Source organism: Paraburkholderia sp. OAS925, assembly GCF_040543975.1.
GTDB classification, from domain to species: Bacteria; Pseudomonadota; Gammaproteobacteria; order Burkholderiales; family Burkholderiaceae; genus Paraburkholderia; species Paraburkholderia graminis.
In genome coordinates, this window is record NZ_JBEUNO010000002.1 from 1,771,735 (window position 1) to 1,794,370 (window position 22,636).

General features: G+C 65.1%; 21 protein-coding genes and 1 pseudogene. 10 read left to right on the forward strand and 12 right to left on the reverse strand.

The window, feature by feature from the left end:
• Window positions 1–99 precede the first annotated feature (99 nt).
• Entirely contained in the window at window positions 100–690 is a 591-nt protein-coding gene (locus tag ABIE53_RS26735) for an amino acid kinase family protein (RefSeq protein WP_006046586.1), read from the forward strand.
• A gap of 77 nt (window positions 691–767) precedes the next feature.
• Here the strand turns inward: ABIE53_RS26735 and ABIE53_RS26740 are convergent, their stop codons facing one another.
• The 3 genes from ABIE53_RS26740 to pqqA all read right to left on the reverse strand — a co-directional run bounded on the left by ABIE53_RS26740 (window position 768) and on the right by pqqA (window position 2,322).
• Entirely contained in the window at window positions 768–1,511 is a 744-nt protein-coding gene (locus ABIE53_RS26740; RefSeq protein WP_006046587.1) for a (5-formylfuran-3-yl)methyl phosphate synthase, read from the reverse strand.
• Between the two features lie 52 nt (window positions 1,512–1,563).
• Window positions 1,564–2,148: a DUF447 domain-containing protein gene (locus ABIE53_RS26745; protein WP_006046588.1), complete on the reverse strand. Its 585-nt coding sequence runs from the start codon at window positions 2,146–2,148 to the stop codon at window positions 1,564–1,566.
• 99 nt (window positions 2,149–2,247) lie between these two features.
• Complete coding sequence (pqqA, locus tag ABIE53_RS26750) at window positions 2,248–2,322, reverse strand: pyrroloquinoline quinone precursor peptide PqqA (RefSeq protein ID WP_013342881.1); 75 nt, start codon at window positions 2,320–2,322, stop codon at window positions 2,248–2,250.
• Between the two features lie 489 nt (window positions 2,323–2,811).
• Here pqqA and ABIE53_RS26755 point away from each other — a divergent pair, with 489 nt between their 5' ends.
• The 8 genes from ABIE53_RS26755 to rpe all read left to right on the forward strand — a co-directional run bounded on the left by ABIE53_RS26755 (window position 2,812) and on the right by rpe (window position 11,854).
• Complete coding sequence (locus ABIE53_RS26755; protein WP_006046590.1) at window positions 2,812–4,311, forward strand: form I ribulose bisphosphate carboxylase large subunit; 1,500 nt, start codon at window positions 2,812–2,814, stop codon at window positions 4,309–4,311.
• Between the two features lie 126 nt (window positions 4,312–4,437).
• Window positions 4,438–4,866, forward strand: coding sequence for a ribulose bisphosphate carboxylase small subunit (locus tag ABIE53_RS26760; RefSeq protein WP_006046591.1), 429 nt, complete (start codon window positions 4,438–4,440; stop codon window positions 4,864–4,866).
• 3 nt (window positions 4,867–4,869) lie between these two features.
• Entirely contained in the window at window positions 4,870–5,844 is a 975-nt protein-coding gene (cbbX, locus tag ABIE53_RS26765; RefSeq protein WP_006046592.1) for a CbbX protein, read from the forward strand.
• A 25-nt stretch (window positions 5,845–5,869) separates the two neighbouring features.
• A complete protein-coding gene (locus ABIE53_RS26770; RefSeq protein WP_006046593.1) occupies window positions 5,870–6,985 on the forward strand; it encodes a class 1 fructose-bisphosphatase in 1,116 nt (371 codons plus the stop codon).
• 69 nt (window positions 6,986–7,054) lie between these two features.
• Entirely contained in the window at window positions 7,055–7,927 is an 873-nt protein-coding gene (locus ABIE53_RS26775; RefSeq protein ID WP_006046594.1) for a phosphoribulokinase, read from the forward strand.
• A gap of 69 nt (window positions 7,928–7,996) precedes the next feature.
• Window positions 7,997–10,066, forward strand: a complete 2,070-nt coding sequence (gene tkt / locus ABIE53_RS26780) for a transketolase (protein WP_006046595.1) — start codon at window positions 7,997–7,999, stop codon at window positions 10,064–10,066.
• A 21-nt stretch (window positions 10,067–10,087) separates the two neighbouring features.
• Window positions 10,088–11,125, forward strand: a complete 1,038-nt coding sequence (gene fba, locus ABIE53_RS26785) for a class II fructose-bisphosphate aldolase (protein ID WP_006046596.1) — start codon at window positions 10,088–10,090, stop codon at window positions 11,123–11,125.
• A gap of 15 nt (window positions 11,126–11,140) precedes the next feature.
• Window positions 11,141–11,854: a ribulose-phosphate 3-epimerase gene (gene rpe, locus ABIE53_RS26790; RefSeq protein ID WP_006046597.1), complete on the forward strand. Its 714-nt coding sequence runs from the start codon at window positions 11,141–11,143 to the stop codon at window positions 11,852–11,854.
• Between the two features lie 47 nt (window positions 11,855–11,901).
• On the opposite strand, the gene ABIE53_RS26795 is transcribed toward rpe, so the two are convergent.
• Genes ABIE53_RS26795 through ABIE53_RS26805 form a run of 3 tightly spaced genes read right to left on the reverse strand, consistent with a single transcriptional unit; the run spans window position 11,902 to window position 16,046 of the window.
• On the reverse strand, window positions 11,902–13,284 hold the full coding sequence (locus ABIE53_RS26795) for a DUF6513 domain-containing protein (protein WP_006046598.1): 1,383 nt from the start codon (window positions 13,282–13,284) through the stop codon (window positions 11,902–11,904).
• A gap of 48 nt (window positions 13,285–13,332) precedes the next feature.
• Complete coding sequence (locus tag ABIE53_RS26800; protein WP_006046600.1) at window positions 13,333–13,911, reverse strand: flavoprotein; 579 nt, start codon at window positions 13,909–13,911, stop codon at window positions 13,333–13,335.
• Window positions 13,908–16,046, reverse strand: coding sequence for a sigma-54-dependent Fis family transcriptional regulator (locus ABIE53_RS26805; protein WP_192699229.1), 2,139 nt, complete (start codon window positions 16,044–16,046; stop codon window positions 13,908–13,910). Before ABIE53_RS26805 ends, ABIE53_RS26800 begins: the two co-directional genes overlap by 4 nt.
• 412 nt (window positions 16,047–16,458) lie before the next feature.
• Here ABIE53_RS26805 and ABIE53_RS26810 point away from each other — a divergent pair, with 412 nt between their 5' ends.
• Window positions 16,459–17,010 carry a dihydroneopterin aldolase gene (locus ABIE53_RS26810; protein ID WP_006046602.1) on the forward strand — a complete coding sequence of 184 codons (552 nt, stop codon included), beginning with the start codon at window positions 16,459–16,461 and terminating at the stop codon, window positions 17,008–17,010.
• A 93-nt stretch (window positions 17,011–17,103) separates the two neighbouring features.
• Here ABIE53_RS26810 and ABIE53_RS26815 read toward each other — a convergent pair whose 3' ends face one another.
• From ABIE53_RS26815 to ABIE53_RS26840, 6 genes and pseudogenes are all read right to left on the reverse strand, one after another.
• Complete coding sequence (locus ABIE53_RS26815; protein WP_006046603.1) at window positions 17,104–17,511, reverse strand: hypothetical protein; 408 nt, start codon at window positions 17,509–17,511, stop codon at window positions 17,104–17,106.
• 94 nt (window positions 17,512–17,605) lie between these two features.
• On the reverse strand, window positions 17,606–18,115 hold the full coding sequence (gene fae / locus ABIE53_RS26820) for a formaldehyde-activating enzyme (RefSeq protein WP_006046604.1): 510 nt from the start codon (window positions 18,113–18,115) through the stop codon (window positions 17,606–17,608).
• 146 nt (window positions 18,116–18,261) lie between these two features.
• Window positions 18,262–19,305 carry a triphosphoribosyl-dephospho-CoA synthase gene (locus tag ABIE53_RS26825; protein ID WP_006046605.1) on the reverse strand — a complete coding sequence of 348 codons (1,044 nt, stop codon included), beginning with the start codon at window positions 19,303–19,305 and terminating at the stop codon, window positions 18,262–18,264.
• Window positions 19,289–20,366 (reverse strand): annotated as a pseudogene (locus ABIE53_RS26830) (ATP-grasp domain-containing protein). The gene ABIE53_RS26825 and the pseudogene ABIE53_RS26830 overlap by 17 nt, the downstream one beginning before the upstream one ends.
• Window positions 20,363–21,412, reverse strand: coding sequence for a methenyltetrahydromethanopterin cyclohydrolase (mch, locus tag ABIE53_RS26835; RefSeq protein WP_192699228.1), 1,050 nt, complete (start codon window positions 21,410–21,412; stop codon window positions 20,363–20,365). The pseudogene ABIE53_RS26830 and the gene mch overlap by 4 nt, the downstream one beginning before the upstream one ends.
• Window positions 21,375–22,604, reverse strand: coding sequence for an ATP-grasp domain-containing protein (locus tag ABIE53_RS26840; RefSeq protein ID WP_192699227.1), 1,230 nt, complete (start codon window positions 22,602–22,604; stop codon window positions 21,375–21,377). Before ABIE53_RS26840 ends, mch begins: the two co-directional genes overlap by 38 nt.
• Between the last annotated feature and the right edge of the window lie 32 nt (window positions 22,605–22,636).

Below are 22,636 nucleotides of genomic sequence, written 5' to 3' on the forward strand. Positions count from 1 at the left end.
GCAAACGGCACAAACCATCCACAGGAGGACCGGCATAGAAGCAAACAGGCAGCGAAGCGGACAAGCAAACGAGGTTAATCGCAAACGAGGACGACGATCATGTGGGTGGTCAAGATCGGGGGCAGCCTGAGTCATGAGCCGGCGCTGCGCCAATGGCTCATGGAGCTATGCGAGGTGGGGGGCGGGCGCATCGTCATCGTTCCCGGCGGCGGCGATTTCGCGGACAAGGTGCGCCAGTACCAGAGCGAGTGGTGTTTCGACGACCTCGCCGCGCACAACATGTGTCTGCTCGCGATGACCCAGTACGCGCTTCTGATGCAGGGCGTGCTGCCCGAACTCGTGCTGGCATCGAGCGAGGCGAAGATCCGCCGCGCGCTGCGCGATGGGCACGTTGCCGTCTGGGTGCCGACCGCGCTGATGCGCGACACGCCCGACGCGATGAGCAACTGGGACACGACCTCGGACAGCCTCGCCGCCTGGCTCTCGACGATGCTCAACGCCGAGCGCCTGATCGTCGTGAAGTCGTGCCCGATAGCGGGAAACGAACGGCTCGACGCGCTCGCTGCGTCGGGCGTGGTGGACCGCCGTTTCGTCGATTACGTGAACGAAGCGAACTACGTGGTCGAGCTTTTCAACAAGGACAACGTCGAATTGATGAGAGACCGGCTGTTGAATACGCCGGTGATTTGAAGGCTGCCGCAGTGGTGCATGCGTTACCTGCACGACATGCGGCTCTTGCAGCGAGCCGTTGTCGCCCCGCGCGCTCATTAAACGCCGAGCGTACCCACCACCACAGAATCCACGTCGCTACCCGTACCGCGAACGCCGCCCGATCCGCTATGCAGCGCATCCGCCCAATCGGCGACGCGTTGCGGATCGAGCCGCGAGCGCCGGCCATCGACGCACAACGCCGTGCGAAAACCCGCCACATCCGGCGCAAGCGCGCGAATCTGTTCCAGTTGAGCGAGGCCCAGCGAGCCGGCGAGGCCGCACATCGCGCCTTGCTGACGCACGAGCCGCAGCCAACGCGCGAGCGAATCGCTGTCCACATGATCGAATAAAGTGCTGCCGTCTTTCGTCGAGGTGTCGAACATCACGCCGACAAAACCAAGCGACGCGGCATGCGCGACCAGTTCACCCTCCATGCCGCCGTCGCACAGCAGCACCGGCACGACCGCAGCCGGCAGATTCGCGAGTTGTTCGAGGCAACGGCGCGCGGCCGGTCCGGGCGTCACGCCGACCTTCACGTAATCGACGCCCGTATCGCTCACATCGATCACGCGCGCGGCGATTTCGTCGAGCGCTTCCGGCGGAAGGTCGCCGATCGTCGCGCTGATCGGCTTGACCGGATAGCGGGCGCGAAGCTCGCGGACGATCCGCGCAATATCGCCAATCGACAAACCGCCCAACGCGCCCGCGTTCGGCTCTTTCAGGTCGATCAGGTCCGCGCCGGCGCGGGCCGCGTCGAATGCTTCGTCGTGCGAGCGGACGCTCGCAAGCAATGCCGTCATCGGTGTTCTCCGAAAAAAGCGGAAAAAGCGGGAGGGATACGAAATAAGCGAACTAGGCGGCCTGGCCGCCGGGCGACGCAAGCCGCTCGCGATGTCGCGCGATCGCCGAAGTGAGCCATCCCCACGCGGTGCGTTCAATCTCGCCGGCAGTTTTGTCGATGGCGATCTGCAGATAGGCCATCTCGCGATCGACCTTGTCGGCCGGCAGCATGAAGAGCCGGCTCACGAGAATCGAGCCTTCGACGACCGCCGCCTGCGCGCGGTTAAAGCCCGTGAAGGGCGCATGCGTTTCGCGGTGCGCGCATTTCATCCGCAGCACGGGGCGCTCGTTGTCGTCGCGTAGTTCGTGCAGTTCGAGCTCGGCGTGCGCGAGCGATTCGGCGAGTCTCACGCTCGCGACGCGGCTCGCGGCGAGCGTCGGCCAGTCGGTTGCGCAATGCGTGACGCAGCCGGCGAAAACGCGGACGTCGGTGGTGAAGTTGAGAACCGCCGCGCGGGTGGCGACGATATTGTCGAGCGTGACGGACGGACGAAAAGGCGACAGGACGACGAAGTCGCCCTCGTAACGGGCTCCCATCGGCGCGACATGTGGACGGCCATCGCTCGCTGCGGTAGTGACGATCGTTTCGTGGATCATGGATGGGAACGCATGTCGTGGCAGCACGTCAGGCCGCCCGTATGGCTGACGATTAACAATCGGTCCGCAGAGGGGCCGCATTACGCGGCCCATGCGGGCTTAACGCGTAGCGATATACATCGTGATTTCGAAACCAAAACGCATATCGGTGTAGCTCGGAGTCGTCCATTGCATATGTGCTTCCTCCATCGGTTGATACAGCGTCACGCCGTCGGCCCGGCAAGGCGCCGGACTTCATGGGCATCATCGGCTACGCAAGGTTCGTGCCGCAATGGCAATCGCACTCGATGCAGCCGATGCCGCGCCGCGACACGGTTTTCGCCGGATAGCGGCGGCGGTAGCTTCGCACGCCGCGTGGGTGCCTGACGGCATTTCGTGCGGCGCACTGTTCCGATAATGCAGCAAAGTGTGCCACCGCGCAGCAAAGACCCTTGTGCGGGTGTCACTTAGGGTTCGTCCTGAGCACTAGCGTCTGGTGCTGGTCGGTGAGGACGGCATTTGAGTTCACCTGCCAAAACCCCACACCACCCTATGCGATGAATAACCGATCGCTTAACTCTGCCAAATAAAATCGTGAATTCCCGTCGATGACGACCTTGCCTACAGTGCACACAAGCGCTTCGTTCTTCCGGCAGCGCGCCTGTCCACCATCGAGGATACGTCATGAACGATTTCAGTCAACCGGCGATCGAGTCCCTCCACAAGCCGCGCAATGCGGGCGATCCTCGCGAGCGTTATGCCGCGGGCGTGATGAAGTATCGCGAGATGGGCTACTGGCAACCGGATTACACGCCGAAAGACACCGACGTCATCGCGCTGTTTCGCATCACGCCGCAGCCGGGCGTCGATCCGGAGGAAGCGGCCGCCGCGGTGGCCGGCGAATCGTCGACGGCAACCTGGACCGTGGTCTGGACCGATCGCCTCACCGCGTGCGACATGTACCGCGCAAAAGCGTATCGCGTCGATCCGGTGCCCGCGTCGAGCGCGAGCGAGCCGCAGTACTTCGCGTACATCGCGTATGAACTCGATCTCTTCGAGGAAGGCTCGGTCGCGAACCTGACCGCGTCGATCATCGGCAACGTGTTCGGCTTCAAGCCGCTCAAAGCGCTGCGCCTCGAAGACATGCGCATACCTGTTGCTTATCTGAAGACTTTCCAGGGACCGCCGACGGGCATCGTCGTCGAACGTGAACGGCTCGACAAATATGGCCGGCCATTGCTGGGCGCAACCGTGAAGCCGAAGCTCGGCCTCTCGGGAAAGAACTATGGCCGCGTCGTCTATGAAGGTTTGCGCGGCGGGCTCGATTTCTTGAAGGACGACGAGAACATCAACTCGCAGGCTTTCATGCACTGGCGCGACCGTTTCCTCTTTTCGATGGAAGCGGTGAACCGCGCGCAGGCCGAAACCGGCGAGGTGAAAGGGCACTACCTGAACGTCACCGCGGGCACGATGGAGGACATGTACGAGCGCGCCGAATTCGCGAAGCAACTGGGCTCGTGCATCGTGATGATCGACCTTGTGATCGGCTGGACCGCGATTCAGTCGATGGCACGCTGGGCGCGCAAGAACGACATGATTCTGCACCTGCATCGCGCGGGACACAGCACGTACACGCGGCAACGCAATCACGGCATTTCGTTTCGCGTGATCGCGAAGTGGCTGCGCATGGCGGGCGTCGATCACGCACATGCGGGCACCGCGGTCGGCAAGCTCGAAGGCGATCCGCTGACCGTGCAGGGCTTTTACAACGTGTGCCGCGAGGCGCATAACGAAGTGGACCTGTCGCGCGGCATCTTCTTCGATCAGCCGTGGGCCGGTTTGCGCAAGGTGATGCCGGTGGCCTCGGGCGGCATCCACGCGGGGCAGATGCATCAACTGCTCGACCTGTTCGGCGACGACGCGATCCTGCAGTTCGGCGGCGGCACCATCGGTCATCCGGGCGGCATTCAGGCGGGCGCTGTTGCCAATCGCGTCGCGCTCGAGTGCATGGTGAAGGCGCGTAACGAAGGGCGCGACATCCGTCAGGAAGGGCCGGAGATTCTGGAAGCAGCGGCGCGCTGGTGCGGGCCGCTCAAGCAGGCGCTCGATACGTGGCGCGACGTGACCTTCAACTACGCGTCGACTGACTCGCCGGATTTCGCGGCCACGCCGACGGCAGCCTAGGTCGTTAAGCAGCTTAAACCCCGCATCAAAAGATCACGGATGCAAGTTCGCAGCGGTGCCGACCCACCGCGCGTGACACCGCTTGCGCCGTCCGAACGTTGCAGTCAATCAATCGCGAGGTACGTCATGCGTATTACACAGGGCACGTTCTCCTTCCTGCCGGAATTGACCGACGAGGAAATCGGTCTGCAGATCGACTATGCATTGAGCCAGGGCTGGGCCTGTTCCGTCGAATTCACCGACGACCCGCATCCGCGCAATACGTATTGGGAAATGTGGGGTCTCCCGATGTTCGACCTGCACGATGCAGCCGGCGTGCTGCAGGAAGTAAAAGCGTGCCGCGCGGCAAGGCCCGATCATTACATCAAGGTCAATGCGTTCGATTCGGTGCGCGGCTTCGAGACGATGCGCCTGTCGTTCATCGTCAATCGTCCCGATCATGAGCCGGGTTTCCGTCTGACGCGTCAGGACGGGCCAGGACGTTTGCAACACTACGGCCTTGCGGGCTATGCGAGCGACCGGCCTTCGGGCGAACGCTACGGCACGGAGCATTGACACATGAACCTCGCGCTGCCGCCCCATATCGATCTCGCCGCGCTGTATCGCGACTCGGGCATCGGCGACGTGCTCGCGGAACTCGACCGCGATCTCGTCGGGCTCGTGCCGGTCAAGACGCGCATCCGCGAGATTGCCGCGCATCTGCTGGTCGAGCGTGCGCGCGAATCGCTCGGTCTCGCGAGCGGCGCGCCGACGCTGCACATGTGTTTCTCGGGCAATCCGGGCACGGGCAAAACCACGGTTGCACTGCGCATGGCCGAAGTCTTGCACCGGCTCGGCTACATTCGCCGCAATCATCTGGTGTCGGTCACGCGCGACGATCTGGTCGGCCAGTACATTGGCCACACCGCGCCAAAAACGCGCGATGTGCTGAAGCGCGCGATGGGCGGCGTGCTGTTCATTGACGAAGCGTATTACCTGTACCGTCCCGAGAACGAACGCGACTACGGTCAGGAAGCGATAGAAATCCTGCTGCAAACGATGGAAAACCAGCGCGACGATCTCGTCGTGATCCTCGCCGGTTACGCGTCGCGGATGGAAGTGTTCTTCGAGAGCAATCCGGGTTTTCGCTCGCGCATCGCGCATCACATCACGTTTCCCGATTACGGCGACGCGGAATTGCTCGACATTGCCGAGCGCATGCTCGCGACGATGCATTACCGCTTCGACACGGATTCGCGGCGCGCTTTCGCGGACTACCTCGCATTGCGCACGCGTCAGCCGAATTTTGCCAATGCGCGCTCGGTGCGCAATGCGCTCGACCGCTCGCGGCTGCGCCAGGCCAATCGTCTTTTCGCGAGAGCGATCGACGGCGGCGCGCCAATCGACGCAGCCGCATTGACGCTGATCGCGGCCGAGGACATTCGCGCGAGCCGCGTGTTCGCCGAAGCGTCCGCCCATGCGTCGAACGCAGATACGCCCGACGCGCCGGATGCGCCCGAAGCGCACCACACCGCCCCCGCGCCGCCAGGCTGAAACAGAACAACCTCAGGAGATCGCCATGCAAGACGGACGCACGACCCTTTCGAAGTTTCTGATCGACACGCTCGACCGCCAGCCTTGCGCGGCGGGAACCGCGCAAAACGCGGGCCTTTCCGCGCTGCTGATCGACGTGGCCGCGGCCATCAAGTCGATTTCGGCGATGCTCACCAAGGGCGCGCTCGGCGGGCATTACGGCTCGGCGCACAGCGTCAACACGCATGGCGAGGAACAGAAGAAGCTCGACGTCGCCACCAACGAAGTCTTCGTGCAGCACTGCGAGTGGGACGGTCTCCTCGCGGCGATGGCCTCCGAAGAAATGGAGCGCGTCTACACGATTCCGCAGCACTATCCGCGCGGCGACTATCTGCTCGCATTCGATCCGCTCGATGGCTCGTCGAACATCGACATCAACGGCGTAGTCGGGTCGATCTTCTCGGTGCTGCGTCATGTGGACGATCGTCCCGCCGACGCCGAAGAACCCGTGGGCGAATCCGCTTTTCTGCGGCCGGGCCGCGAGCAGGTCGCGGCGGGCTATGCGATCTACGGTCCCTCGACCATGCTCGTGCTGTCGGTCGGCAACGGCACGCATGGCTTCACGCTCGAACGCGACATCGGCAATTTCGTGCTCACGCATTCGAACATCCGCATTCCCGCGGAAACGGCGGAGTTCGCGATCAACGCATCGAACGAACGCTTCTGGGAGCCGCCGGTGCGCCGCTATGTGCAGGAGTGCAAGGACGGACGCACCGGCTGCCGGACCGAGGACTTCAACATGCGCTGGATCGCCTCGATGGTCGCGGAAGTGCATCGCATCCTGATGCGCGGCGGCGTGTTCATGTATCCGCGCGACTCGAAAACGCCCGGCATGCACGGGCGCCTGCGGCTTCTGTACGAAGCGAATCCGATGAGCTTTCTGGTCGAGCAGGCGGGCGGTCTTTCGATTACAGGCCGCGAACGCATTCTCGACGTCGTGCCGCACACATTGCATGGCCGCGTGCCCGTGATTCTCGGCTCGCGCAACGAAGTCGAGCGCATTGGCCGCTATCACGGCGAGTACGACCGTGGCGAGGACCAGCCGTTCACGTCGCCGCTCTTCGGCCGACGCTCGCTGTTTCTGCCGGGCTTCACGGCCTGATTGCGCGCAATGCAGGCTCGCACTGACGCAGAGCGGCCGAACACAACACTACTATCCGGAGACAAGCGCATGTCAATCAAACACCCGATCATCGCGGTGACCGGTTCGAGCGGCGCCGGCACGACGACCGTGATGAAGAGCTTTGCCCATATTTTCAGGCGCGAAAAGATCAACGCGCAGATCGTGGAAGGCGACGCGTTTCACCGCTACGACCGCAACGGCATGCGCGAAGCAATGAAGCAGCACGAGCGCGACGGCGTGCCGAACTTCAGCCACTTCGGACCGCAAGCGAATCTGCTGGAAGAACTCGAAGCGCTCTTCGCGAGCTACGGAGAGACCGGCACCGGCAAGTTTCGTCATTACGTGCACGACGAAACGGAGACGCGTCTCTACAAGCAGGATGCCGGCACGTTCACGCCTTGGGAAGACGTGCAGCCCGACACTGACCTGATGTTCTACGAAGGTCTGCACGGCGCGGCGGTGACCGACCACATCGACATCGCGCGGCATGCGGATCTGCTGATTGGCGTGGTGCCGACCATCAACCTCGAATGGATTCAGAAACTGCATCGCGATCAGACCATGCGCGGCTACTCGCATGAAGCGGTCGTCGATACGATCTTGCGGCGCATGCCCGACTACGTGAACTACATCTGCCCGCAGTTTTCCCGCACGCATGTCAATTTCCAGCGCGTGCCGACCGTGGATACGTCGAACCCGTTCATTGCGCGCGAGATTCCGCAGCCCGACGAGAGCTTTGTCGTGATCCGCTTCGCGCGGCCCAAAGGCATCGACTTCCAGTATCTGCTGACCATGTTGCACGACTCGTTCATGTCGCGGCCGAATGTGATCGTCGTGCCGGGCGGCAAGATGGGCCTCGCCATGCAACTGATCTTCACGCCGATGATTCTGCAACTGATCGACCGGCGCTCGCGAGCGTAAGCCGTAGCCGCGGCCCCGCCGCAAAGACCCGACGCGAAACACCGGCTTGCTGTTCCAAGGAGACATTCGATGAGCGCCGTCGCAGAATCGCTTGCATTACCTGAAACCCGCCTAATGGCCGACGCGCTGCGCATGCTCGCCATCGACGCCGTCGAAGCGGCGAAGTCGGGCCACCCCGGCATGCCGCTCGGCATGGCCGAGATCGCCGTTGCGTTGTGGGACCGGCATCTGAAACACAATCCGCGCAATCCCGCGTGGCCCGACCGCGACCGCTTCGTGCTGTCGAACGGACATGGTTCGATGCTGTTGTACGGGCTGCTGCATCTCACCGGCTACGATCTGCCGATAGACGAACTGAAACGCTTTCGTCAATTGCACAGCAAAACGCCGGGGCATCCCGAAGTGGGCGTGACGCCCGGCGTCGAGACGACCACCGGTCCGCTTGGCCAGGGCCTCGCCAACGCGGTCGGCATGGCGCTCGCGGAAGCGCTGCTCGCGCACGAGTTCAACCGGCCCGGCCATACGATTGTCGATCACCGTACCTATGTATTCGCCGGCGACGGCTGCCTCATGGAAGGCATTTCGCACGAAGCGGCATCGCTTGCGGGCACGCTGAAGCTCGACAAGCTCACGGTGCTCTATGACGACAACGGTATCTCCATCGACGGCCATGTCGCGCAGTGGTTCAACGACGACACGCCCGCGCGTTTTGCCGCATACGGCTGGCAGGTGGTGCGCGACGTCGACGGTCACGATGCGGACGCGGTCGACCGCGCGCTGCAAGACGCGCATGCAGCCGGCCGGCCCACGCTGATCTGCTGCCGCACGGTGATCGGCAGAGGCTCGCCTGGCAAAGCGGGCACGCACGATGTGCATGGCGCGCCGCTGGGCGCCGACGAAGTCGCGAATACGCGGCGCGCGCTCGGCTGGCCATATCCGCCGTTCGTCGTGCCCGAGGAGGCTCGCTCGCAGTGGGATGCGCGCGCTCGCGGCGAGGCGGCCGAAGCCGACTGGAGACGCCGCTTCGAAGCGTATCGCAATCACTATCCGCATGAAGCCGCCGAATTCGAGCGCAGGACGCAAGGCAGGCTGCCCGCGCATTGGCACGATGCCGTTCGCGCGATGCTGCGCGACGCCGACAGCGCGGCGCAAACCATCGCGACGCGCAAGGCTTCGCAGCAGACCATTGCCGTGCTGGCTCGCGCGCTGCCGGAATTGCTCGGCGGCTCGGCGGATCTGACAGGCTCGAATCTGACCAACTGGCAGGCGGCGGTGGACATCCACGCGGACGAAGGCGGCCTGCGCGGCGGCAACTATCTGCACTACGGCGTGCGCGAGTTCGGCATGAGCGCGGTGATCAACGGTATCGCGCTGCATCGCGGGCAGATTGCGTTCGGCGGCACGTTCCTCACATTTTCCGACTACTCGCGCAACGCGCTGCGCATGGCCGCGTTGATGAAGACGCGCTCGATCTTCGTGTTCACACACGATTCGATTGGTCTTGGCGAAGACGGGCCGACGCATCAGTCGGTCGAGCACGCGGCGAGCTTGCGGCTGATTCCGGGGCTCGACGTCTGGCGACCGTGCGATACGGTCGAAACCGCGCGCGCGTGGGCCAGCGCGATCGAACGCAATGGGCCGACGTGCCTGCTGCTGAGCCGGCAGAACCTTCCGTTCGTCGCGCGCGACAGCGAACAGATCGACGCAATCGAGCGAGGCGGTTATGTGTTGCGCGATTGGCCGGAGGCTAATGCACAAGCGCGCGTCGTGCTAATTGCTACGGGTTCCGAAGTATCGCTCGCGCTCGATTCGCTCGCGCTGCTCGCCGAAACGGGCATCGCCGCACGCGTCGTGTCGATGCCGTCGACCAGCGTATTCGACCGGCAGCCGGATGCATGGCGCGAAGCGGTGCTGCCGCCGGGCGTGCCGCGCGTCGCCGTCGAAGCGGGCGTGCGCGCGTTCTGGCGGCAGTACGTGGGGCTCGAAGGCGGCGTCGTGGGTATCGACAGCTTCGGCGAATCCGCGCCCGCTGCCGCGCTGTTCGAACATTTCGCGCTGACCGCGCAAGCCGTGGCCGACGAAGCGCGCCGCGTCGTGCAGCGCTTCGCTTCGCACGAGCGGCACAACAGAATCCAATGATTCGTTCCCGAGGAGTTTGCAATGGCCTTCATCGCACTGCGTCAACTACTGGATCACGCGGCCGAACACGGCTACGGCGTGCCCGCGTTCAACGTCAACAACATGGAGCAGATTCACGCGATCATGCAGGCCGCGGAGGAAACCGCGAGCCCGGTGATCCTGCAAGCGTCGGCTGGCGCGCGCAAGTATGCGGGCGAGCCGTATCTGCGTCATCTGGTGCTCGCCGCGCTCGAAGCGCATCCCGACATTCCGCTCGTGCTGCATCAGGATCACGGCGCGAGTCCGGCCGTGTGTCAGCAGGCAATCCGCTCGGGCTTTACATCGGTGATGATGGACGGCTCGCTGCTGCCCGATCAGAAAACGCCCGCCGCCTATGACTACAACGTCGACGTGAGCCGTCGTGTAGTAGAAGCGGCGCACGCGGTCGGCGTTTCCGTTGAAGGCGAACTGGGTTGCTTAGGTTCGCTCGAAACGGGCACGGCCGGCGAGGAAGACGGCGTCGGCGCGCAAGGCCAGCTCACGCGCGACGCTCTGCTGACCGATCCGAGCGAAGCGCAAATTTTCGTCGATGCAACCGGCGTCGATGCGCTCGCCATCGCGATCGGCACATCGCACGGCGCGTATAAATTCAGCCGCCAGCCCACCGGCGATATTCTCGCGATCGACCGCATCGTGCAGATACACGAGCGCATTCCGAATACGCATCTCGTGATGCATGGGTCGTCGTCGGTGCCGCAGGAATGGCTTGCGGTGATCCGCGAATATGGCGGCGAGATTCCGACGACGTATGGCGTGCCCGTCGAGGAAATTCAGCGCGGCATTGCGCACGGTGTGCGCAAGGTGAATATCGACACCGACATCCGGCTCGCGATGAGCGGCGCGATGCGCAAGTCGATGGCGAATGCGCGCGGCGAATTCGATCCGCGGGCCGCGTTGAAGGCGGCGACGGCGGCGGCGCGCGGCATTTGCGTCGAGCGCTTCGAGGCGTTCGGTTGCGCGGGGCAGGCGCCGCGCATCAAGCCGTTGCCGCTCGAGGCAATGGCGCGCCGTTATCACTGAACGCAAGGAGACATCATGCGTGATTTTCTGATTGCTCCTTCGCTGCTGTCCGCCGATTTTGCGCGTCTCGCCGACGAGATTCGCGACGTCACCGTGGCCGGCGCGGACTGGGTTCATCTCGACGTAATGGACAACCATTACGTGCCGAATCTGACGGTCGGGCCGCTCGTGTGTTCGGCGATCCGGCCGCATACGCGCGTGCCGATCGACGTGCATCTGATGACCATGCCGGTCGATCCGCTCGTCATCGCCTTTGCGGAAGCGGGCGCGAACACGATCAGTTTTCATCCGGAAGCGTCGCTGCATGTGCACCGGACGATCGAGCTCATCAAGACGCAGGGCGCGCGCGTCGGACTCGCGCTGAATCCGGCCACGCCGCTCGCGGTGCTCGATCATGTGATCGAACGGCTCGACGTGGTGCTCGTGATGTCGGTGAATCCCGGCTTCGGTGGCCAGGCGTTCATACCCGAGACGCTCGCGAAGTTGCGCATGCTGCGTGAACGGGTCGACGCCACGATGCAGCGCACGGGTCGTCCGTTGCTGATCGAAGTGGATGGCGGGGTAAAGGCGTCGAACATCGCGCAGATTGCGGCGGCGGGCGCCGATGTGTTCGTGGCCGGTTCGGCGGTGTTCGGCGCGGACGACTATGCGCGGGCGATCAGCGACATGCGCGGCGAACTTGCGCAAGTGAGCGAATCGGACGAAAGGGCTTTGGCGGAAGTGCGCTGAAAAACTCGGGCGGCTGTTCGGTTTGGGAGAAATCGAACCGAATGGCGTCAGCGTTTTTTCATCGTCTCGCCAGGCGCGCACCATGCCGACAGATCCTGTTCCGGCCGTTCGACGGCGCAACCCCAATCGAGCGGCTGGTCCTGATCGAAGCGCTTGCCGAGACGCCACGCAATCTCGGCGCGCGCCAACTGTACGCCCATATAGAACGCGTGGCCGCCGTCGGCTTCGAGGTGCAGGTCGGGATAGAGCGCGAACGGGTCGCCGGCTTTGAGATGACCGTCCCGGTTATAGACGTGGATGCCTTCGTCGCTGACCTGCACACGAAAGTTAGGATCGCGAACATCGCGCGCGAATTCGTCGATTTCCGCCGCGCTATAGGGGAAAGGGCGCTTTGCGTGAACGGTCGCGAGATCGCCGTTGATGCCCTTGGGCAGCATGTGCGCCTCGCGTGCGGCGTGCATCACGCGGCGCGCGACGTCCGCTTCGCGCACCGCGCGCCGCGCGTGCAGGCTGACGGACGTCGTGAGCACGGCCCTCACGCGAAGCTCCGCGGCCATGCCGAGCAGTACCGCGTTGATGCCGCTCGTGTCCGCTTCGGTCAACTCCGTTACGTTGCCGATGCCCATCATGATGGCCACGTCCGGATAGCGTTCGCGCAGCCTGACATAGCGTGCAATCGACGTCGCGAGACCGAACGGAATTGGATCGAGAATCGGATCGGCGAGAAACGCGCGGCCGCGCGCGGCTAAAAGTTCGATGGCTGCGTCGAGCGAAGCAGGGTCGCCCGGATCGCGCGCGACGAGGATCGGTGTGGACGGCACTTCGTCGGCGATCCATAGTGTATCGAGGTTCAGGCTCATCAGATAGTCCGCGCCCGCCCGGCCGCCGCGCAGCAATTCGTCGGTGCGCATCGAATCGACGCTCACCCGATAGCCTTCGGCTTTCAAACGGCGCACCGCATCCTCGAGATGCGGAAACGGCGTTTCCGGCAGACAGCCGATGTCGATCACATCCGCCCCCTGCGCCGCGTAGTCGCGTGCGCGCGCGGCGATGCCGTCGAGATCGAGGCGCGGCGCATCGACGATCTCCGCGAAAATCTCGGTCTCGTAGCGCGACAGGTCGACGGGTTTCGCCTCGCGGCCGAAGAATTGCGGCAGGTCTTTCACTTCTTCCGGTCCGCGCTCGAACGGCACGCCGTAGTGTTCGCTCAGCGCGGCGAGATCGCCACGGCAGCGCCCCGGCACGATCACGCGTTGCGCGGCGAGCGGCGCGGGCACGCGTCGGCGGATCATGTCGGCCGTCATCAGCGCCGCAACCTGCAAACCGATTTCGCGGATTTCCCAACTGAACGGCGTCGGCGCCATGCTTTCGAGCACGCGCACGAGGCTCTTTTCGGCGAGCCGGCCTGTCAGGAAGAGGATGTGTTCCATATCAGTACGCGCCGGGCCGCCGGGCAGGTTTTTAGCGTGAGAGTGCTTTCATGCAAGATCGAGCATCGCGACCCGTTGATCCAGCGCGGCCTTCAACTCATCCAGCGAGCGCACCACCGTCGTATATTCGAAGCGCGACAGGCGCTCCACATTGTCGAGCTCGATCGCCCGCGGCCGCAGTTCGACCCATTCGTTAGGGCTTTGCGTGACCACGGTCGGCTCGGTATCGCATGCAAAGACGATGCCCGGAATGCACTGCTTGCCCGCCTGAGCGTACATGTTGGTCGGCAGCGTATCGGAGATGCCGAACGCGCACTTGGCCACCGTGTTGCTGGTGGCCGGCGCAATGATCACAGTGTGATACATGCCGTGATACAGCATGCCAACCGGCACGCCGCTCGCGCTCTTGTCGCGGAACACGTTGAAGCGCTCACGCAGTCGCGGCAGCTTCCAGCCGTAGAGCGGCAGCACTTCCTCGGCGGCGGCCGAGAGAAAGAGGTCGGTGCGCGGCAAGGCGAGCGCGAGCTCGATCGACTCCTCGAGCAGATGGCCCGAGCCGGTCACGCACCACGCAAAGCGCGCATCGGGCTTGAAGTCCGCGAGATGACGAGCCGGCGCCTGACTCATGCGTCATGGGCGCGATGCGCGGCATCGCCCGGCGAGCCTTCGGGTGCGGCCGCATCGGAGGTGATTTCGTCGGCCGCGTCGTCGGCTTCCAGGCCGTCGTTGCCCGAGCCGTCGTGCGACAGACGGATCTGCAGGCGCCGCATCTTCCGGTACAGCGTATTGCGGCTGATGCCGAGCGCCTTGGCGACGTTGCTCACGTTCCAGCGGTTTTCCTCGAGCATTGCAAGAACCGTCTCGCGTTCGTTCAACTGAATCGCGTTCAGCGCGGAAAGGTCCGGGTCGTCGTCTGCATGCGGGGCGGGCTGCACCGCCTGTGGCGCGGCGGGCGACGCCACCTCCGGTTCGCGCTGCGTGACTTCGACGGGCAAATCCTCGCAGCGGATCGGTTGTCCGTCGCATAACGCAATCGCCATTTGCAATACGTGACGCAACTGACGGATGTTGCCGGGCCATGCATAGCTCAGCAACGCCTGCTCGGCTTCCCTCGTCAGCTCCGGCGGATCGTCGTCGGTCTCGGCCGCGAGCAGATGATGAATCAGCGGGAGCTTGTCGACTCGCTCCGCGAGCGGCGGCAGATTCAGCTCGACGCCTTTGAGCCGGTAATACAGATCCTCGCGGAATTGCCCGCTGTGCACGAGTTCGAGCAGATTGCGGTGACTCGCGCTGATCAACTGGAAATTGACCTTCACGGTGGTCTCGGCGCCGAGCGGCGTGACCTCGTGTTCTTCGATCACGCGCAGAAGCCGCGCCTGCAGTGCGAGCGGCATGTCGCCGATTTCGTCCAGAAAGAGTGTGCCGCCATTGGCCTGCACGATCTTGCCGCGCCGTCCTTCGCGCTGAGCGCCGGTGAACGCGCCGGCCCGATAGCCGAACAGTTCGCTTTCGATCAGGTTCTCCGGCAGCGACGCGCAATTCACCGGCACGAACGGCCCCGACGAATGCGGGCTGATGCTGTGCAGCGCCTGCGCGAAGACTTCCTTGCCGGTTCCGGTTTGTCCTCTGAGGATGATCGGGATCTTGCGTTGCACGACGCGCGCGCCGAGCTGAATCTGCGAGGCCATGCGCGGGTCGCCGAATTCCAGGTGCGCGATCTCGTCGAGCCGTGCGGGCGGCGGCCGCTTGTCCGAGGCGCTCGCGCGCGGCGCCGATGCCGATGTCGATGCAGATGCCGGACCCGCCACCGCGACGCGCGCGCCGCGGCCCGAGGCGTTTTGCGCGGCCTGTGCGATCAGGAAGAAACGATTGGTCGCGTTCGCGCTGTACACGGTGACCGGATGGAACGAGCCGCGAATGCTGCGTGCGATCATGTCCTCGAGCGATGCATTGAACGCCTCTTCGATACGCCGTCCGCGCAATTCGCCAAGCGAGCGGAAGCCGAGCTGGAAAAGCGCGCTGCGGTTTGCGGCGAGCACGGTGCTGTCGTCCGCGACCGCGAGCTTGCCGCCGTGCAGCGTGCCGACGAATTCCGGCCGGCTATGAAAGTGGATCATGTTCGCGTGCCGGTAGCGCGCGTCGATCAGACGGTTTTCGATCATCTGCCGCGACATGCCGACGAGCACCAGCGAGTGTTGCTGCAACAGTTTGGAGCGGCTTGTCACGTCGAGCACGCCGGCGATCTCGCCGCTGTCGTCGAAGATCGGCGCGGCGGAGCAGGTGAGCGACGTATAGCGCGGATAGAAATGTTCGTGCTGGCACACCGCGATGCAATCGCGCTCGGCGAGACACGTGCCCATTCCGTTGGTGCCCGCTTCGCGCTCGCTCCACAGCGCGCCGACGCGAAAGCCGTCCGAAGCGACGGCTTCTGCAAACGGCACCGACGAGACCTGATGCACGATCACGCCGCCCGCGTCGACCAGCACGACCGCGAGTTCGGGGTCGGCCAACTGCTGATAGAGCGTGGTCATTTCCAGCTTCGAACACGCGATCAGATCGCCCATCGCCTCGCGGCGCGAGCTTAGTTCGTACTCCGTCAGGATGGGCGGCGTGACGAAACGGGAAGGATCGAGCTGGAATTCATTGACGCAGCGTGCCCACGATTGAGCGACGGGCTCGCTCGTCGGCCGCGTCGCCAACTGATGATTGACGACGTTGAGAATTTCACGGACGTGCATGGAGCTGTCAGCGAGCAACGACATGGGGTTCGTCTCCGTTGCGGCACATTCATGCGCGCCCTGCGTTGCCCTGCGTATTGCTGCTCGCCCGGACTTCGCGTTGCGCGTCTACGTGTACCGCTTTATCGATAATGTCATCCCCTCGCGCCGCGGCTTCTGGGTCCGTATGCGCAGTGAGTAATTCGCCTGTTACGGGTGCTGCTATGGATGCTGCTACTGGTGCTGCCTGCGACCGTTGTCAGGCGTTGGCTTAAAACTGTACGCCCGATGTCGTTCGTGTTCAATACGAAGTCGCATCAATAGTACAGGCTGCGCCCGCTTTTTGCTTTTAATCAATGCACGCCGCACCGTGCTGCGCGCGCGGCTCATCCTGTACTACTTGCGTTTACCCGGGTTGCATCATTTAACTTGTTGCCGCTAGGCGGCGGAGTACACCATGGACCGTATCGACATCGCTCGCCTCGCGAGCTTCCCAATCGCCGCCTCGACCGCCGACACCGCCGCGCCACGCGCGAGCGCGCCGTGGGGCGCGCCTTCCGAAGCGCCGCCGGCGGGCCGCATGGACGTCGTGTTCATCGAAAACTTTATCGGTCAGACCATTATAGGAATCGACAGCAGCGAACTGCACGTGCCGCAACCCGTGCGCATGAATCTGGCGATCGGCGTACCGGCGCTGCGCGCGTGCGCGACCGATCGTATCGAGGACACCATCAACTATGCGGCGGTGCGCGCGGCGTTGCATGCGCTGCTGGAATCGCACGGCGTGCGTCTGCTGGAGGCGCTCGCCGAAGCGGTGGCGCGCCTGCTCATCAACGATTTCGGCGCGCACTGGGTACGCGTGGCGCTCGCCAAGCCGGCCAAATTCGACGACGTCGCGGCGGTCGGCGTGCAGATCGAACGGCAGCGCAGCGACATGCCGAAGCCGGCGGCTGCGCAAGGCGGTCTCGCGGATTATGCGTCGCTAGGTCAAGGGCTGATTCCGAATTGACGTGACGCGCGGCCGAACCGCATGCAATGGCATGGCCGGTTCGGTAGCGCACACTGTGGCGAACATAGTGCGGGCCGCGTGCCCGCGATTCTTCTACTTCGAAGCCGCCGTCTTGTCGGTGCCGAGCCCGCAGCTACGATAAGCGTCGGCCTGCAGCGCGCGGAATTTCTTCGTCTGAGCCTTCGCGTGGTCGACGCGAAACTCCGCGCCGCCTTCGCCGCCCAGCGACGCGTATCGGGAAAACGTGGATTGATCGACGAACTCGTCGTAGGGCAGCGCGGTCGCCATTCTGTCGATCACGCACGAGCATTTGTAGACGTTGGCGAAATCGTGTCCGTTGTCGTCCATGCACGCGAGCACGTATTCGACGCGGCCTGTCGTCGGGTAGTTGTAGCCTCCCGCCGGGCCAGCCGCTTTGGGCGCATCGCCGTCCGCCCAGGCGAGCGGTGCGGCGAGCGCGATGCAGGCACACGCCGCCAGCGCGCGACATCGTAGGGTCATCTCATGCCTCTTCAAAGCAATTGCACCGTGGCGCACTGCGAAGGTCCGCGCGGCAGCGCTGTGCGGCGGCGTGCGCGCGGACCCGAGCCATCGATCAGTTGGGTGCAAACGGATGGGCGACGCTGCTCTTCTTCTGTACCACTTCGGCAGCAGTCGGTTCGCCTCTCACCGCGCGCTGGATCGCCTCGCGCGTGGCCTTATAGTTGTACTCCTGAATTTTCTTGTCGTCCTCCGCCTGCCAGTGAATGAACACGCCGACGCACAGGAACAGGTCGTCGGCTTCGTCGGCCGGGATCGTGCCGTCCTCGACGCTGTCCGCGACGGCGAGCGCCACCGCATGCTGCGCTGGCCCGAACATCTGCACGGCCTGCTTCGCGCCCTTGATCGTCACCTTGTTGAAGAGGATCGTGTTCGGCTTGGCTAGCAGATTCGGCGCGACGACCGCGAGCAGCGATGTGAAGCCATCCTTATTGTTGGTGAGCGCATTGCAGAATGCGGTTTCCGCAGCGGAACCTCGCGGTCCCATCAGCAAGTCGATGTGTGCGACCTCGTTGCCGTCGCCGACGAGCGACTCTCCTATCAGGACGCGATTGATCTTGGCCATGCTGTTCCTCCGATGAGTGGAATGGGGGACTTGCCGACTGACTGACACGCCGCCCGCGACGCTCCTGGTCCGCGAACGCCCGGCGGCGGTTGATGCACGATGGCATTCACTAACAGGTTCCGTGCCAGAGCGTGGCGGGTTGGCGCTTATGGTGCGCTGTGAGTGCGGCTCGTGTTGTTCTCGTCGTCGAGACAAAGGGCAACGAAGAGCGTCGCCACGGTCAGGTCCGCGCTCGTGCCGGGGTTGATGGCGGCGGCTTTGAGTTCGGCGTCCCATGCGCGCAGTGGGTCGAATGCAGAGGGCGCTTCGAGTGTTTCGAGCGATGCGCCGGTCGCGCCGAGGCGGGCTTGCGCGAGCGTGCTTCGCCATTGCGCATGCCGTTCGCGTGCCGCAAGCGTGACACTCTGCGCCACGGCCGCGCCGTGCTTACGCACAATGTGCGAGTCGGGCCACGTGCTGAGGAAGGTGAGGAATAGGTTTAGGGTGGCGGCGAGCGTGACCTCACGCGCCGCGTTCAGCGCTTGCTCGCCATAAACTTCCCGCAAAGCGCCAAGCCCTGTTTCGAAGATGTCGCGAAAGCCTTCCGCATACTGACGCGCGATGCTGTCGCGCGCGGCGGCGAGCGCCATCGCGTCGCGCAGGCCGACCGTCGGCGCGTCGTGCACCGATTGCTCAGGCGCGTCGCCGAGACCGCCGGGATTTGCCAGCGCGATCGCACGGTACGCGAGGCGCGCGTCGTTAATGTCGAGCCGCGCGAGCACGCGTTCGGTCGCGGCTTGCCATGCGGGCGCCGACAGCGGATGCGCAGTCTGTTCGAGCGCCGCCGCGAGCGGCGCAACCAGCAGCAGAATGCCGAGATTCGTATTGCAGCCGACGGCCGCGCGCGTGCGCGTCACCGCGTCGAGCAGGCGCTGGCCGACCGGCGCACCGCGCGCGAGCAGCGCGTCGGCGGCGGCGTCGGCGCTCGCGAGGAACTGCGCCGCGCTCATGCCGTGTCCTTCGCTGTCCACGCTGACGTTGCCGGGCTTCGGCGTGTCGACGTCGAGGCGGCAGGCGGTCAAGAAGGCAGCGCGCATGCGCTCATGCGCCGTGGTGTCGGCATCGCGATGAGCGTCCGGATTCAACCAGCGGCCCGTCGAGCCGCCTGGCTCGTCGGCGCGACCGGATTCCGGCTCAACCATGACGCCCATGCAGCGCCACCACGGCCGCGTCGCCGGTTTCGGCAAGCGCGGACGTGCTGCGCTGCGCCGGCAGCTTGCGAAACAGCAGATCGTCGACGAGCGCAGCCGCAATATCGATCGGCGTCACCGATTGCAGGCCGCGCCACGCCGCCACGCCGTTCACTTCGAGTACGAGCGGCCGGGCGGCGTCGTGCGGATCGGGAATCAGATCGACGCCCGCATAGTCGAGCCCGAGCGCCTCGGCGGCGCGCACGGCGGTTTGCGCGAGCGGCGCGTCAAGCTCGGCGGGCTCGCACGTCGCGCCCTGCGCGAAGTTATGAATCCATCCCTTTCCGCCGGTGCGGCGCATCGCCGCCACCGCGCGCGCGCCGATCACCAGCACGCGCCAGTCGAAGCCGGCCCGTCCGCCGTCGATATAACGCTGCAGATACGCGACCTGGCTATAAGGTTTCAGCGAAGGCAGCGGCGCGAGCAGCGCAGACGCCCGCGCGGCGCGCGCCGAGCCGCTTGAGCCCATGACCCTGCGAGCCGAACAGCGGCTTGAGCACGACCTGGCGGCCCGCCGCGGCCTCGCGCATCAGCACGCGCTGCGCGAACGCCGCCGATTCGCCCGCCCACGTCGCGGGCGTCGCCACGCCGTGGCGATGCAGCAGGAAGCTCGTCATCGATTTGTCGACGCTGCGTTCGATCGCACGCGCATCGTTATAGACCGGCACGCCCGATTCGCGCAGCGCGTGCAGGATGCCGAGCCGCAGCGTGACCTGCTCGAACGTGCCGCCGGCGATGCCGCGCACGAACACCGCATCGGGCAGCGTATGGCCGAAGCCGGGCAGCACGAGCCCGTGCGGTTGCCATGTCGTATCGATCCGGCAGTCGGCGAGGTCGACGCAGCGCGCCTCGGCGCCGCGCGCGCGAAACGCTTTTTTCAGGCGTCCGGTGTGCCAGCCGGTTTCGTCGGTCATGATCGCGATGCGCAGCGGGGCCGGCGCGGCTGACGTGTTCGTGCCGCCGTCGTCCTTTTCGGCCTTTTCGTCCGCTTTGGGGCATGCGAGCGGCAAGGGCAAGCTCATGGCTTGCCGCTCCATTGAGCGTGCAGCAGGTCCGCGCCGACGCTGCCGCCGTGATACGTCGCGCCGCTTTCCAGGCTGCTGACCCACACCTCGGCGGGAGCGAACAGCGCGGGATCGATCTGATAGAAGTCGTAGTTAAACGACGTGAAGATGTCCGCGAACGGGCGGCCGTGATCGCGCGAGTTCGACGCGGGCAACTCGGCGGCGAGCCGTTTTGCCACCGCATCGTGCCTGACCGTGAGATGCACCCGGCCGCCGTAGAGGATTGCGTCGTTGGTGCGGCCCATCGCCTGAACGCCGTCGGGCGCGGGCGGCGGCAACGGCGCGGAGCCGCCGGCTTCGACCACTTCATCCAGCGCGACGCCGAGCACGTGCGTCTTGTGCAGCGCAACTTCGACGACGCGCGCCACCACCTGCACCGTTCCCGCGACAGAGTGTGTCGGCGTGGTGACAAGCGTGAGCCGCTCGGGCGCGAGACCGCAGTCGGCGAGCACCTTGTCGATGATCACCTGAGGCGGCAGACGGTCCACTTCCAGCACCAGCGCGCCCCGGTCGTGATGGTCGCGATAGCCGAGTTCCGCGAAGAGCGGTTCCTTGACGGCAAGCGCGCGCGCCGGGCCCGAGCCCAGCGAGAAGAACTTCTTGCCGCCGGTCTGCTCCTTGGTGGCGGCGAGGCTCCATCCCGCGTATTGGCTGCCGAGGCAGGCGAGCACGGGCCACGAGGTGCGCACTTCGATCGTGCTCGGCCACAGCGGCCTTGCGTCCAGGCTCTCGCGCACGGTCACATGGCCGAGGCCCCCCATGCAGATGCGCGCGATCAGCACGCCCGCCGCGACGCTGCCCGGCGCGGCCACGCCCGCGTCGACCAGCACGGTGCCGTTCTCCGTGCGGCTGACGGCGGCGCCAAAGCGCGGCGCGTCGTCGACGAGACGCGCGACGAGGCGTTCGCTGAGCGCGTTCACGCTGAGCGCGGCTGCCAGCGCGGCTGCCAGCGGTGGACGGTTATCGTCAGGTGTGGCAGTGGAGGATGGCACGGTCGGGCTCATGGAAGGGCTCATGGCAGGTTTCGATTCGTTCAAGAACCAGCGTGTGCTGCGCGTCGAGCGCGTGCCGAACCGCGTCCACGGACGCTGCGCGCACGAGCAGCGTGCAGACCGGCTGGCCGGCTTCGAGCCGCGTGCCGGGCATCGGCACGTCGCGGCAGCGTGGATCGCGCAGGCAGGCGTCGCTGAATGCCTCGGACGCCGTGAACGGATGCGGCGCGAACAGCACCTGCTGGCCGGCGCAGCAGGCCGCGCGCGCGGGCTCGGCGGGCAGGCGGCCGAGGCGGCACGCGTCGATATGACAGGCGAGCAGGCCGCGCGGCCAGGCTTCGGGCGACGCGGTTTCGTAGAGCGTCATCGTCGACGACGGACGCGTGTTGATCTCGAGCACTTCGAACGACTCGCCGTCGAGCAAAAAGTCGCAACTGTTGATGCCGACGAGTCCGACTCGGGCGCACAGTGCGGCGATCGCCGCGCGCACCCGCATTTCGACGGCCGGCGGCAAGCCGATCGGACCGATGGAGCCGGCATGCACGAAGGGCAGCGTGCCCATCCTGCACGTGAGTTGTTGCGCGAAGCCGATCACGCGAGCGCTGCCGCGCGCGGCGACGAAGAGCGCCGACATCGGGCGGCCGCGGCTTTGGCGCTGGAAGTAGGCTTGCGGCGGAGTGTCGTGGGTGAGCGGGTCGCGCGCCGCAACCGCCGCAAGCGGCTCCACATGCGTCCCGCCGCAGCCATCCGCGCGTTTCATCAACCAGCCGTACGCCTCCCGAGGTCGTGTGAACGCAACCTGCGGATGCGGAATCTCCAGCTCGTCGAGCAGCGCAAAAAAACGCCGCGGATCGCGCACCTGAGCGCTGGCGTCGACGGAATTGCCGATGAAGCGCGGCAGACCCGGCGTGCTGCACAACTGCGCGATAAGCGGCTCGAGCCCGCTTCCGTCGATCCAGCCGATCAGGCCCGGCAAGCGCGCGCTGCGGGCGAGCGCGTCCGTGAGCCGCGCGACGTCGATCGACAACGGGCCGCCGCCGATGTCGAACCACAGCTCCGACGCCTCGCGCGTGTCGCGGTCACCGAATATATCGAGCGCGACGACGCGCAGGCCCGCGCGCGCGGCGGACTGCGCAAGCATGCGCGCGGACAGCCCAGCCACCGCGACAAACGGCGCACGCGCCAAAGACGTACGCGCCGTCATGGCTGCTCCCGCAACGGCGCCACGCCGCGGTT

Excerpts from the sequence above, each read along its gene's own strand:
- fae (WP_006046604.1), bottom strand. The coding sequence starts at position 18,115 with ATGGCCAAGATCAATCGCGTCCTGATAGGAGAGTCGCTCGTCGGCGAC.
- ABIE53_RS26775 (WP_006046594.1), top strand. The coding sequence starts at position 7,055 with ATGTCAATCAAACACCCGATCATCGCGGTGACCGGTTCGAGCGGCGCC.
- ABIE53_RS26815 (WP_006046603.1), bottom strand. The coding sequence starts at position 17,511 with ATGACCCTACGATGTCGCGCGCTGGCGGCGTGTGCCTGCATCGCGCTC.
- ABIE53_RS26760 (WP_006046591.1), top strand. The coding sequence starts at position 4,438 with ATGCGTATTACACAGGGCACGTTCTCCTTCCTGCCGGAATTGACCGAC.
- ABIE53_RS26770 (WP_006046593.1), top strand. The coding sequence starts at position 5,870 with ATGCAAGACGGACGCACGACCCTTTCGAAGTTTCTGATCGACACGCTC.
- ABIE53_RS26735 (WP_006046586.1), top strand. The coding sequence starts at position 100 with ATGTGGGTGGTCAAGATCGGGGGCAGCCTGAGTCATGAGCCGGCGCTG.
- ABIE53_RS26825 (WP_006046605.1), bottom strand. The coding sequence starts at position 19,305 with ATGGGCGTCATGGTTGAGCCGGAATCCGGTCGCGCCGACGAGCCAGGC.
- ABIE53_RS26740 (WP_006046587.1), bottom strand. The coding sequence starts at position 1,511 with ATGACGGCATTGCTTGCGAGCGTCCGCTCGCACGACGAAGCATTCGAC.
- rpe (WP_006046597.1), top strand. The coding sequence starts at position 11,141 with ATGCGTGATTTTCTGATTGCTCCTTCGCTGCTGTCCGCCGATTTTGCG.
- ABIE53_RS26805 (WP_192699229.1), bottom strand. The coding sequence starts at position 16,046 with ATGTCGTTGCTCGCTGACAGCTCCATGCACGTCCGTGAAATTCTCAAC.
- ABIE53_RS26810 (WP_006046602.1), top strand. The coding sequence starts at position 16,459 with ATGGACCGTATCGACATCGCTCGCCTCGCGAGCTTCCCAATCGCCGCC.
- cbbX (WP_006046592.1), top strand. The coding sequence starts at position 4,870 with ATGAACCTCGCGCTGCCGCCCCATATCGATCTCGCCGCGCTGTATCGC.
- ABIE53_RS26755 (WP_006046590.1), top strand. The coding sequence starts at position 2,812 with ATGAACGATTTCAGTCAACCGGCGATCGAGTCCCTCCACAAGCCGCGC.
- ABIE53_RS26840 (WP_192699227.1), bottom strand. The coding sequence starts at position 22,604 with ATGACGGCGCGTACGTCTTTGGCGCGTGCGCCGTTTGTCGCGGTGGCT.
- tkt (WP_006046595.1), top strand. The coding sequence starts at position 7,997 with ATGAGCGCCGTCGCAGAATCGCTTGCATTACCTGAAACCCGCCTAATG.
- ABIE53_RS26800 (WP_006046600.1), bottom strand. The coding sequence starts at position 13,911 with ATGAGTCAGGCGCCGGCTCGTCATCTCGCGGACTTCAAGCCCGATGCG.
- fba (WP_006046596.1), top strand. The coding sequence starts at position 10,088 with ATGGCCTTCATCGCACTGCGTCAACTACTGGATCACGCGGCCGAACAC.
- ABIE53_RS26745 (WP_006046588.1), bottom strand. The coding sequence starts at position 2,148 with ATGATCCACGAAACGATCGTCACTACCGCAGCGAGCGATGGCCGTCCA.
- mch (WP_192699228.1), bottom strand. The coding sequence starts at position 21,412 with ATGAGCCCGACCGTGCCATCCTCCACTGCCACACCTGACGATAACCGT.
- ABIE53_RS26795 (WP_006046598.1), bottom strand. The coding sequence starts at position 13,284 with ATGGAACACATCCTCTTCCTGACAGGCCGGCTCGCCGAAAAGAGCCTC.